The organism is Sphingorhabdus wooponensis, from assembly GCF_003933235.1.
Lineage (GTDB): Bacteria > Pseudomonadota > Alphaproteobacteria > Sphingomonadales > Sphingomonadaceae > Sphingorhabdus_B > Sphingorhabdus_B wooponensis.
On record NZ_RWJI01000001.1, the window covers coordinates 883,431 to 895,917 of the forward strand.

Sequence of the window (12,487 nt, forward strand, 5' to 3'; positions counted from 1 at the left end):
TATTATAGACCCAACGCGGATTTGATAGCAGCCCACGACACAAGTTTGAAGTTCTGCGCATGCGGTGCATTATGCCCGTCTTGCGCAATGAATAGTCCGTCGGGGAAATTGGGTCCAAAATCTCCGGACTTCAGTTCAATTCCGTCGGTTTCCTCAACCGCCCCGTGCACGCCAGCTCCAATGCGAAATCTACCTATCGGTGTCATGTCAGGTAACCGAAATACTGCAAACGCGTTATCGCCCTGGCTGGATGCCAGCAGGTATCCGCCTTTGTCACCTTCTGCGACCAAAGCGAGACCCTCAACATCGGCTACCAAGTAGCGATTGTCGACCGCGGACACCAATGTGCCCGACGATGCTCTGTCTGCGAACCGCCAAATTCCAGCTGTTTCCTCACCGACATATAGCATCCCGTCCCGGGGATCGACGACACAACCTTCGGTCTGGGTTGGTAACTTCAATGTCCGCAATGCCGTGGCCGTGGGTTGGCCTGCAGCAATGGTGATACGGCTTTCCTGAACGGTCCCGTCTTTCAATACCGAAAACGCAATGATGTCAGCATCCGCCCGTCGCAAGCAAAGTCCATAGCCTTCACCCGACGCCACAGCTACTTTGCCTAGCAAATCCAGTGTGGCGCTTTGCGTATTCAAACGGAATATCTGAAGCTTTGCACTAGCGATGTCATTACGGTCGCTGGCAACAACAATAACGCCGGCATCACCCATGTCTACTAAGTCGACGTTGTTGACCAAACCGGCGTTGTAAAAGCTGCGCACCTGGCCATCGAGGCCATACACATAAAGACCTGCTTTTTTGTCGGTAGCCACAATCAGGCTGGCCAATGGGTCGGTTGCATTACGCCAAATAGACGGGTCGTCGGCAGCGTCGAGATTATCACTCCCAACTGGTACCGTTTCGGCAACCGCAGAGACCGCCACAGGAGGCAGCCCCCTTGGCGTTGTCGTGCAGCCGCACAGTAAAAGGCCAAGTACGGCTGCAGCAACGCGCATTAGAAATTGACCCGGATACCGGCGGCATAACGACGCCCGAAACGCTCCCATTCAATGGTCTGGGTGGTGCTGCTTGCTGTGGGAATGCCGGTGGCGGTCAAAAGATTGCCAGGCTCCGAATAACGGCGGCCGGGGTTATCGAGCAAATTAGTGGCGTCAAAAAAGATTTCGAAGGCATCGGAGAAGGCATAGCGCGCTGAGAAATCCAACTCGTCATCTGCAGCCCAATAGGTATCGCCTGCGTCAGCCAAATCGTCTGCAATGCCATCCAGCCACGTGCTCCGCCTCTGATATTGTAGACGCATCGACAGATTATATTTCTCGTAATAGGCTCCCAGATTGTAAACCACGTCGGACGTGCCGGGCAAGCGTACGTCGCGTGCCGGTACCGTCCCAAGCGCCGGTTTCGCAACGCGGCTATCATTCACAGTCAAGTTTGCAGTGATACCAAAGCCGCCCATCCAATCGGGCAAGCCAAGATCTTGCGTCCAAGGCTCCAACTGCAACTGCGCAGCAACTTCGGCACCAAATACCCGGCCAGATCCACCGTTGGTGATTCCGGAGAATGTGTATCCGGAGCGGTCAGTGCCATTGCTGTCCAGTGCGTTGGATCCAAAGGTGCGTGTCTGGCGATAGAGCACGTCTTTGACCTCTTTGTAAAAAACTCCTGCCATCAGATAACCTTGCGGCTCGACATACCATTCAAAATAGGCGTCGACGCCATAGGCACGCTCAGGCTTAACCGCCGGGTTACCACCCGACACAGACTGATTGCTGTCATTGACGGTCACATTGGGCCGCAATTGATCGTAGTCGGCCCGCGCCGCACCACTGTTGAACGACACGCGCAGCTTTTTGCTGTCGTCGAGATTATAATTGAGGTGAAGGCTGGGGAAAGCCAGTGTCTGGCTTTCCGTGGCTTTGACCGGACCAGAGACACCCGCCACAGTAGCCACCGCGATCCCACGGTTCTTAACATGCTCGACGCGGGCGCCACCGAGCAGCGACCCCCAGTCATATTTCACACTGGCCATAAGGAAGCCGGCGTAAACCTGCTCGCGAACATCGTAAATGTTACCAGTATTGGGAGCGAAAGTGAAATTCTCCCGCGCAATCTTTGAAACGGCGCGCATTTTGTCCGTATCGAAATAGCCAAAGTCGTAGCCTAATGGAATTGCACCCTCAAACGGCGTCGCAACCGAAAACTGGTTATAATCCGGCGATATGCCTACCGTGGCGAACTGCGCCGCTGTGTTCAGCAATATCTGACTTTCGTCGACTGTCTTCGTGCGCTGATCAAACTGAAAACCGGCCTTGAAAGTGGCATCACCACCCAAAAACATCGTTTCTCGGGCAAGCACCGCTTTTGCAGTATAGGCTTGCGTGGTGTCTACGGCATCCAACACCGTTAGCTGGCTCAACGACTTGGCAAATGAGTCAATGTTCGTAACACGCGCGCCTGCCTGATATCTTGTAGGTGTGCTTAACTGAACGGTCTGGAATAGCTGCAAGTCACCCCGGTTCGGGTTTGTAAAGTCGTATGCGACCGTCGGACGCAGGCTGCGTGTGCTTGGGCTGTCCCAGCTTGCCTCGCCTACGACTGAACGATCATCTTTGGACTCCGTGTAGTTGCCGATCCACGAAAACTGCCAGCCATCGGCAAAAGCGTGCCCGCCCGAAATGCTGTTGGTGAAGATGGATTGGCGAAACGCCCGCAGCGTCGACCTTTGGCGAATATCTATACCATAAACGACGCCCTTGGATGGCGTGTTGCCGATGCATATATCCGAATACCCGGTGGTTGTCGGCGAGTTGTTTACGGCTGTGGGGCAGTCGGTCGTATTTGCCACCAAATCAGACTGCCTATCATCCAGATCGAAACGATAATTGTCGCGCGCTTCGTCGTCGGTGAAAATCGTATAGATAGACCGCAGCGAAACAGTGTTGTCGCTATCTGGCTTCCAATCGAAGCGGCCGGACAGAGACCAGTTCTTTCGCGTCAATCGATAGAGCTTGTTTTCGGTTTCATGAGCCCAGAAACGCGTCAGGTTTCCGGGGCGCTGATCCTGCGACACACGCTCATAATCTGTCTCGAAATTGTCAGTGATCATTCCGCGCTGGTAATAACTGCCTGAAACGATGACGCCAATTTCGCCGTCGCCCGCGTTGAAACGATCCGATAGCACAGCCGATCCTTCATATTGCTTGCGGTCACCCAGTTCCGCCAAACCAAAGCCAGCCTTACCCGCGAAGTGAAGGCCGTTGTAGTCGAACGCCGAACGCGTGATGATGTTCACATTCCCCGACACCGTTTCACCCGGCATTTCCGGCGTCACCGCCTTCGACACGATGATTTGCGATGCAATAGCCGAGGGGATAGAGTCAAAGCGTGCATCACGCCCCTCGGGGCTAACAATGTTGATGCCGTCAAACGATAAGGTCGTCCAGTAATTTGGCGCTCCGCGCAAGCTGATGTAGCGAGCTTGCCCTTGGTCACGTTCAACGGCGATACCGGGCAGACGCCCTGTGGCCTGCGCCACGTTCTGGTCGGGCAAGCGACCGACCGAGTCCGACGCTACAACTGTAACAATGGAATCAGAATTCTTTTGAACCTCCAGAGCGGTAGCTTCTGACTCCGCTATCGGGCGTGTACCCGTGACCACGATCGCTTCCGAATCGTTTGCTTCATCAATCGGTGCCGATTGCGCGAAAGCTAATGATGGGATGAAAGCAAGACCCGCTGCGCCTCCGAGCGTTGCTGCTTTGAATACCACACGCGACAATTTTAACCGTGATGCCATGCAATTTACCCTCTGGAATGTTTTTAACTCTGGGTTGCGTTAGCGGTCGATTGTGATGGCGCAGCGAAGCATTCATTACAGAACAGCGACTCATTTATTACGTTTCATCAGGAACGGCTCTGAAATTGCGGGCGAAGTTGCTGCTCTGCAACATTCGGCTTACGATGAAAGGGATATGCCTGATGCTATGTCCGCTTATGTAAGTGCTAATTAGCGCCCAGAATGTCGTCAATTGGGCGCAAAGCAGACTGTCTGTTTGTGTGCGTAGATAGATGAATAGCTGCCCCGTTGGCCCGTTGGCAGCTTTAGCCAACGACGGGGGCTGATGGCCTGCACTTCATAGTCCCAAGCGGGCCTAGCTTGTTGGAGCAACCAACACGTGAGCTTGGCAGGAAACCTTCAAAATACCACCTGCGCCAGCTTGTCGATCTGCTCATCAACAAACACCTGCTGCTTGATCAGCCGATGTACTAACCGTTCCCGCGTCGGCGAGTACCCGCTGCGGCATCGCATCGAAACACCATCTCCATCAGCCTGTCGATCTGCTCCTCTACAAACACCTGACGTTCGATCAGCCGATCCAGTAACCGTTCCCGCATCGGCTTGCGGGTATACTTAGACAGCGCCTTGCGGCGCGCCTGAGCCTTCTCGATGGCGCGGTGGCCTCTGTGTATCGGGCACTCGCGCTGAGAGCCATAGGCCACGTTCCAGCCCTTCACAGACGCGAAGTGGGCCTGACCCGGCGGCAGCACAAGCGCGGTGCACCTGCGGCCTGTACGCGGGCACAATGCGTACCAACGCTCCCCACCGTAGGGCAGGGGCTGCTCCTCCAGCCACACAACGCAATCGATGACCTTGCCGAACGCGCGTCCCGTGATCCTCAGACATGGCGAAGGTTCAAGGCAGTGAACGTCGGTTACCAGCGTTAAATCGGCGATGGCCTCGCCGTATTGGCTCCACACTTGCTCATGTCGGGTCATACAGTGCCGCTGCAACATGCCGTGCTGCTTTAGGTTCGACAGGTTGATGCGCAGGCAGTCATCGGTGGTCCAACGGTTGCTGCGTCGTCCAGATCCAAAGCCGCCCATGTTCGCCTCCGCAGATTAATCGAAATACTCTGCGTAAATGATATATTTGATCGATTTTATCAATATTTACTGTTCGAGGTTTGTTTGACGACGGCTGGTAATTCGCACGGATACGCGATGCGGCAGAGTATCCCCTGATGTCGGTTCAACTCTGCCATCGGCGCTACAAGTTCACCAGCTTGCTTCTGCTTCAATTGCTTCACCTATAAAGGGTGGTGAAGCATTGAAGCATTGAAGCAGCATTTGCTCGAAATACTTCAAATGTCTTCAAAGTCTGATTTGAAACAGTTTGAAGCTGAAGCATCGAGTAGGGAAACCGTATGTTCACTGGTGTAGTGCGGTTCGAAACCCTTTACGTACAACCTGTCGTTACGCGTTATCAGATAGCCCTGATTGCAAAGCGTTGTCACCGCCCGAGTAACATTGCCGCGCCGCTGATCCCGGGGTTTCTTTTCCCCCTCAGCTTGCACGGGATCGAATGGTATCGTACCGACAGACGCGTCGATAACATCCTGCATCAGTGCCCCCTCGGGTGTGCCGGCGCCGCAATGTCGCGCGCGTTCCATGATTGTGGCCTGAATTTTACCCTTCGGCCCGCTTGATTTTACCGGCTTTGGCGGCGCTTCGACGTACTCAACGACACAACTCGTCTCAATGTCCCCATCATTGTCGATACCAACCTGAACTTGGTTAAGCCGGAAGCCCCACTGCTGGCTGTCATCCCCGTCCTTCATCTTCGTGATACTGATAAGATGACCGGTGTCATTGCGGCTGATTTCAATCTCAGCGTCAGCCGCAGCCCGTATGCCGGACCAGCCGCGCGCGCCGCGCGTGGCATCCTTGCCTGCGTGATGGACGACCAACGCCGTAGCGCCCGTGGCTTCGGTTATCAGCCTAATGTTCCGAATGGCTTTCCCCATGTCATCACTGGAGTTTTCATTTGCGCCGGGCGTCACCTGTGCAAGCGTGTCGATCACGAAGATATCAGCTTGAACAAAAGCGAGGGCAGTGCACAATTCCTTCACGTCAACTTCTTCAATGACGTTGGGTGGTACACGGATAATGCCAATATCTAGATCTGCTTCGTTCAGCCCGTAGTGCTTACAATATGCCCTTATGCGTTTCCCAACCCCCCCGGAACCCTCGGCGGCAATCAGCACGACCTTTGCCTTTTTTACACGGCATCCCTGCCACTGCTTGCCGCGAGCGACTGCGCCAATCATATCGAGTGCGACAAAGCTTTTCCCGCTACCCGATTGACCATATAGAACGATCAGATCTGCCTTCGGCAATACGCCTTTGATGTACCATTCAGTACTCTGGTGCAGCGCGGGATCGCTAGCACCATGAACGGGAAACTTACCGGAATAGCCGTCGGGCGTACGAACGCCGTCCACGTGCGATAAATTGCTAGTTGCCTCTTGAGCTTGCTGTCGCAGATCGGAACTGTCGACGCCAGTATCGCGGTAGCCAGCCTCCTTTGCCATTTTCATCACCGTCGCCATGGTGATGTTAGAATGCCCGGAGCCTTTACGCCGATCGAAGCTCTCCCACTGTGTCCGCAGCGCTTCCTCGCTTGGGTACTTCTCCCCGTTCTGCGACCAATCGTTCCACAAATAGAAGCCGGTGTCGTCGCCGTCGGTCTCGTGGTGCGCCGCCATGCCGACCCTGATCCAGTCCGCACGCGGCATGTCAGGGTCGAGGACGGACAGCAACCCCTCCATCTGGGAGAGGGTCTGGCCAGTCTTCGGTTCACGTCCAATCATGAAGTCGTCGGGGTCAAAACTCCGCTGCGTGGTGGCCTGGAACCGCGCCGCGCAGAGCGGCGCGATCAATGCGTCCAGATCCGCAATGGTGTCCTCAAGGCCAAGGATGTCCGTGTACGGCATGGCGTTACCGGTGAAGGTCACGAAGCCGTTGCTGGAGAAGACTTCGAAGCCGTAGGGGTTGCCTTCGCTCGGCGACTTGCGGTTGCCGTAAGAGCCACGCACAAAGGCACGGATGCCCTTGCCGCTGGGTGAGTACTCGGCGTAGGTCTGGCTGGCGATCTGCTCGATCTCTGGCGGCAGACGGCCATCCTCGTCAACGCAGTTATCGAAATCCAGTGCGGTGATACCAAGTTCAGGCATGAGTGCCAGTCCAACGCCAGTGAAGCCACGCCGCACAGCCGCGTCACGCGCAGCGGCGAACGTGGTCATGCGACCGCGATCGTCAATGCCGCCCTGCTTTCCGTGACGCTTACCGCCGTTGGCGTAATATGGCACCTTCAGCGGCTTGCCGTTGGAGCTATCGGGGTCTCGCTCTTTCCGCCAGATCAGCCAAACCGGCTGCTCCCGCAGTTCGGCTGGGGGCGGTAGGATTGATCGGTCTGTTGCGTTAATTGTGATGTTGTCCATTACGCTTAACTCCACTGTCTGGGTGCCAAAATAGCAACAAGCTCTGGCTTAAGCAGGGCTTCGCGCGGCACACCGAAGAGGCTCTCAATCTGGATCGCGCGCTGGATAGGCACCCAGCCGCGGTGAGACCATGTGTATATTGCTTGGTGGGTTACGCCCAACTTATGGGCGAGCGAATTAGCGCCCCCAGCAAGTTCGATGACTTTCTTTATACCCGTTGGTTTTGGCGCACGTGCCAACAAAGCGGCCCGTATCGCATTTTTGAGTTCGTCTCTGTTTGATAAGGTCATATCTCTTACTCCGAGTGGGGCGGGGCGTATTGCTACGCCGCCCGCTTCTGTTTAGATTTAAAAGGGGTTCAGGCCGCAGGCCTAGGGTGTTTGCGGTGGACACTTGCTTCCGAGCGCAGCCGCAAAGACTGGCGCAAGAATAGCGTCGTATTCCTCACCAAAGCCCTCAATCTCTGCATCGGTCGGCTGGAAAGGCTGCCAGTCAAAACTCATGTACATGCCCCTCCTGCCAAGATCGTGCAGTTTGACTTCTACGCTGAAGCCGCTGCCAACTGTCCCCGAACTACGCATGATTACGCGCCCCTTCTTCGCCGCTTGGCGAACGCTTTTAGGGCGGGTCATATACTTACACCATGTGTAAGGTTCTGCTGGTAACTAGCAGATTTATTTGCTATAAAAATCATTGGAAATACCTTCTTGGCCAGCATCTCCTTGCACGGGAGGCGCTGGCTTTTCTTTTATGCGTCTGCGGCGGCAGCTTGGGCGGTGGATGAGAAGCGGCGCTGTGCGCGCCACTCCAAAATGTCTGCCTCTGCGTAAGAAATTTTACCGGTCTTGCCAGGTGTCTTTATGAACGCAGGGCCTTCGCCACGAACGCGCCAGTTTTCAAGAGTTGCGGGGCTTACCCCGATAAATGCCGCTGCTTCGCGGCTGGGAATTAAAACGTCCATTAACTATACTCCGCTGGCCACCGCGGGTTGCGATGACTTCGGGGTACGTATGGCCGAAGAGCATAGATCAACTCACGACACCAATTGGGAGAAATAGGGAGAATTCAATTACCCCCCGAAGTGTCCTTCGACTTTATTGTTTTTTATCCACAAGATCGTTTTTTCGATCATGGGTTTCACCGTCCGGATATCGAGCGGTTGCCGATCTGCGTTCGCCAGCATATCAGCAACCGCCTCATAGATCGCGCCGCTGTCTTCCTGTTCGGTCATATCCACGTCGTAAACAAACCGCGCTAATGCAGCGCCAAAGTCCGCCCAACCCTCTGCGTTCGGTCTGCGACCGCGATTTGACGGAGCTGTTTTTGTCAGCTTCACTTCGACTTGCGGTTCGCCAACTCCGTTAAGCAAAGCATCAAGGTTATCCGAATTAAAGGATACACCGTAAAGCTTGATGTGCTCAGTGTCGCTGTGGCTCCCTATCTCCGGATCCAAAACAACCAGCGCGGCAAATATTCCAGCTTCATAGTGGGCTTCTGCATTGCCATGCTTCACATTAACGTAGTGCCAGAAGTCGCTCGGGATATTCGGCCATGGAGTTGCGGCCCCAAGCCCATCGGGATCGGCGGGCGATTCGTCTGGGAAAGTTAGCTCGTCAGTTCCCCCGTCATTACTGAACCGACCCCAGATCGCCCGTGCCCGCAAAAACCCTGCCTCGGCCCAAAGGCCAAGCGTTGCCTCCGGGGCATTCAAACCTGCGTCCCGCAATCGCTTCACCGCGTGCAAACTCGAAATCCATTCACTCATGCCCTTAACTCCGAAAATTGGACCACATTGGTCTGGTCCGCGCCAGTCAGAAGACCGGAAACGTGGTCCGCCCATGCTTCGAGCGCTGCTGCCTTCTCCTGTGCCCAGTCGTGGCGCTGATAAATGCCAGCTACGCCGCTTTTTGAGCCGCTGACGTGGTTAAGAACTGCCTCGGTTACCTCGAACCGCACGCCCAGCCGCTGAAGCCCTGTGGCCAGCGTACGGCGCAGGTCATGCAGCCGCCACGGTGGTGGGGGGAGTGCATTCTGCTTTTCAGCAAGGGCAGTTATAGCCTTGTCCAGACGGGTCTTGGCGCGGCTGTAGCCGCTGACGCTGGTGTTGCCTGTCGTACTGAAAACAAGCCCCAACTTGGGCCAGCCGGCTGCAATGCCGTGCCGTTTGGCGAGTATGTCGAGTTCAGCCACAGCAAGGCTCGAAAGCGGCTGTCGCGCAGCCACGCCATTCTTTGACCGGCTGGGAGGCAGCACCCAAACGGAAGCGTCACGGTCAAGTTCTGCCCATTCCAACGCCGCGACTTCTTCCCGTCGCGCGCCGGTCAGTATCAGCAAGCGGATCAATGGCCCGAAGGGGTAACGCAAAGCGTCCGAAGCCTTCCAAACCAGCAACAGTTCTGCATCTTCCAGCACTCTATCGCGAGAAGGTGGCGGCTTTGGACCTTTAACGCCCTCAATCGGCGAACGCTCCAAATCCTCCTGTTCGACTGCCCATCTCAGGAGCCGCCGAATGACGCCGAACAGGTTCGCTGCCGTCGCAGCCTTACTCTTAACGGGCGCAAGAACAGCATTGATGTCTTTACGTGTAATTTCGTTAAGTGGCTTATTACCAATCACCGGCACCGCATAATTAACAAGGAGCGAATAGACGTAGCGGTGGGTGGCCGGCCACTCTGACTTAAGGCATTCCGCCGCGAACCTCTCGACATAAGGCTTGAACGCCAAATCAACCGCGGCACGAGCCGTCTCGGACTTCACTCGTTGCGGATCTGTGCCCTGTGCAACTTTTAGCGCTAGCATCTCTGCCTCGCGTCGTGCTTGGTCGGCTGTAAGTGCGCCGTACTTCCCAATGGTGAAGCGCCGTGCTGGGGAACCCCTGCCGCCTAAGCGGTATTGGTAGATGAAGATCTTCGACCCCTTGGGCGTGACCTTACAGCCGAAGCCCGGCAGTCGGTTATCCCAATACAGTTGGTCTTTCTTGTCCGGCTGGATTGCGTCGACCGCCGCCTTCGTAATGCGTAGTGTTGGCATGTGCTTGCTAGAACCTCTCTTAGCATGCACGTTAACGGGAAATGGGGTTGTTTACAAGGAGCTTGAGTGAATATAATTTACAGAAATATGTCTGAATACAGCGTGATAAGCCGGCATCTCCCATAGCGGAGCATCTACTTTGGGACCAGAGGGTCGCAGGTTCGAATCCTGTCTCCCCGACCACTTTCTGAAGAAATCAGACATTTATAATTTTCATTCCTTTGCGATTGAAGAAGGTCACACAATTTACGCACGGCGTCTATGGTCGGTGCCACGCTGTGATAACACGTTTTCTCCTAATCCGGCTGTCGCAGCTGCCTTGAAGTCCATTAAGGTAGCAGTGTCACATTAGTGACGTAAAACTTTCTTCCAACTGCAATGTGATACGCACAGCCATGTCACAGGCGCCCCCTATCCTACCAAAAGTCAACGGGTAGGGCGTCAAGTTGATTCGTCCATGCTCCGTTGCATCTGTCCACAATCGGGCATGTCATATTTGTTGCGGAGAATGAGAATGTTTGACCCTAAATTGCGCGGGATCGTATATGCGACAGCAGCAGCCGTCCTTGTTACTGGTTGTGGCGCAGACGATATCGCGTCACCAGGTACTGGTGGTAACATCACCATCAATAATCCAGCTGCTCCACCTCCTCCGCCACCTCCACCACCGCCGCCTGCGACAGTAACGGCTGCGACAGGTTGCCCAACCATTTCCGACGCTCAAGGTTTGACGGACAGCGGCACGATCACGGGCCCAACTGGTACGTATCGCGTATGCACATTGCCAGCGCAGATAAACACCAGCAGTACCTTGCCGAAGGTCGCAGGTCTTCTCTATCGTTTGGGCGGTCGCGTTGATGTGGGAACTGACCAAGGCGCTGCATCTACGAACACTGCTGTTACATTGACAATCGCTCCTGGCGTTGTCGTTTTTGGTGGCACTGGCGTATCATGGCTGAACGTCAATCGTGGTAACCGCCTCAATGCAATCGGTACTGCTGCACTGCCCATTATATTCACCAGTCGCGATAACGTGCTTGGCCTCAACACTGATAGTTCTATCGGCCAGTGGGGTGGTGTTGTTCTCAACGGACGTGCGCCCATTACTGATTGTATCGCACCGTCGGCCACGCCTGGCACGGTAGCATGTGAACGTCAGGTTGAAGGTGCCGTCGATCCAGCGCGTTATGGCGGAGCGAACTCAGCAGATAGCAGTGGCCGTTTGAGCTACGTTCAAATCCGTTACTCTGGCTTTGTCCTTTCCGGTGACTCTGAACTTCAGTCGCTTACTACTGGCGGCGTAGGTACGGGTACAGTGTTGAACAACATTCAGTCATTCAACAGTTCGGACGATGCTGTGGAATTCTTCGGCGGCAACGTGAATATGAAGTATTTCGTCGCTGTGGGTGCGGATGATGACAATCTCGATACCGACACGGGCGTTAAGGCGAACATACAATATGCGATTGTAGTGCAACGTCAGGGCGCTGGCGACTCTATGATTGAAGCAGACTCGGACAATGCTCTGGACGGGAACACCCCGCGTCAGAACACGCGGCTTGCCAACTTCACTTTCATACAGCGCAGTAACATCGGTAACCAGTCGGCTATCCTCTTGCGAGGCGGCACGGACTATTCATTGGCCAATGGTGTCATCGTTAGCCCGAACACCACTTGCCTGCGCATTAGCCGACCGCAGACAATTTCGGCATCAGCAGACGCCGGCATAGATGAAGCAGGTGCGCCAGTCATCCGCTCTGTCGTCGCACAATGTGGCACGCCAGCATTCCGTGGTTCCAACGGTGTAACAGATGCAGATGTTGCTGCCGTCTTCGGTTCGGGCAGCAATGGCAATAACAGCGCATTCACGCCAAGTCTGACATCGTTGTTCATCAACGGTACCAATGAAACGGCTGTATCTGCATTTAATCCAAGTACGTGGAATGCCTTCTTTGACGCTACCACCTATGTCGGTGCTGTTAAGGATGCCAATGATACATGGTATGCAGGTTGGACTTGCAACAGCGCGACTGCCACATTTGGTACAAGCGTCACCGGTCTTTGCACCTCACTCCCTACCTATTGATAGGCAGCCATTGAATGGGGTGGGGTGCAGGCTTGGCCAAGCACCCCGCCCCTTTTTTAGAATAGAAAAAGGGAAT

10 protein-coding genes are annotated in these 12,487 nt (G+C 54.9%); 1 reads left to right on the forward strand and 9 read right to left on the reverse strand.

Translation table 11 applies throughout. The features are described 5' to 3' along the window. Positions 1-2: 2 nt before the first annotated feature. From D7D48_RS04475 to D7D48_RS04515, 9 genes are all read right to left on the reverse strand, one after another. On the reverse strand, positions 3-938 hold the full coding sequence (locus D7D48_RS04475) for a phytase (protein WP_245964332.1): 936 nt from the start codon (positions 936-938) through the stop codon (positions 3-5). A gap of 71 nt (positions 939-1,009) precedes the next feature. Further along, positions 1,010-3,811 carry a TonB-dependent receptor gene (locus tag D7D48_RS04480; protein ID WP_125230148.1) on the reverse strand — a complete coding sequence of 934 codons (2,802 nt, stop codon included), beginning with the start codon at positions 3,809-3,811 and terminating at the stop codon, positions 1,010-1,012. Between the two features lie 470 nt (positions 3,812-4,281). Beyond that, positions 4,282-4,899 (reverse strand): hypothetical protein, encoded by a 618-nt coding sequence (locus D7D48_RS04485; protein ID WP_125230149.1) that lies wholly within the window; start codon positions 4,897-4,899, stop codon positions 4,282-4,284. Between the two features lie 257 nt (positions 4,900-5,156). Next, positions 5,157-7,295, reverse strand: a complete 2,139-nt coding sequence (locus D7D48_RS04490; protein WP_125230150.1) for an AAA family ATPase — start codon at positions 7,293-7,295, stop codon at positions 5,157-5,159. A 5-nt stretch (positions 7,296-7,300) separates the two neighbouring features. After that, on the reverse strand, positions 7,301-7,585 hold the full coding sequence (locus D7D48_RS04495; RefSeq protein ID WP_125230151.1) for a Cro/CI family transcriptional regulator: 285 nt from the start codon (positions 7,583-7,585) through the stop codon (positions 7,301-7,303). A gap of 81 nt (positions 7,586-7,666) precedes the next feature. Continuing rightward, positions 7,667-7,927 (reverse strand): hypothetical protein, encoded by a 261-nt coding sequence (locus D7D48_RS04500; RefSeq protein WP_125230152.1) that lies wholly within the window; start codon positions 7,925-7,927, stop codon positions 7,667-7,669. A 116-nt stretch (positions 7,928-8,043) separates the two neighbouring features. Then, the gene (locus D7D48_RS04505; RefSeq protein ID WP_125230153.1) at positions 8,044-8,256 is read right to left on the reverse strand and encodes a helix-turn-helix transcriptional regulator; all 213 of its coding nucleotides are present in this window, start codon (positions 8,254-8,256) and stop codon (positions 8,044-8,046) included. A gap of 108 nt (positions 8,257-8,364) precedes the next feature. Beyond that, positions 8,365-9,060, reverse strand: coding sequence for a hypothetical protein (locus tag D7D48_RS04510; RefSeq protein ID WP_125230154.1), 696 nt, complete (start codon positions 9,058-9,060; stop codon positions 8,365-8,367). Next, positions 9,057-10,325, reverse strand: coding sequence for a tyrosine-type recombinase/integrase (locus tag D7D48_RS04515; protein WP_125230155.1), 1,269 nt, complete (start codon positions 10,323-10,325; stop codon positions 9,057-9,059). Before D7D48_RS04515 ends, D7D48_RS04510 begins: the two co-directional genes overlap by 4 nt. A 514-nt stretch (positions 10,326-10,839) precedes the next feature. Between D7D48_RS04515 and D7D48_RS04520 the strand changes: the two genes are divergently transcribed. Then, positions 10,840-12,411 (forward strand): hypothetical protein, encoded by a 1,572-nt coding sequence (locus tag D7D48_RS04520; protein WP_425452520.1) that lies wholly within the window; start codon positions 10,840-10,842, stop codon positions 12,409-12,411. Positions 12,412-12,487 lie beyond the last annotated feature (76 nt).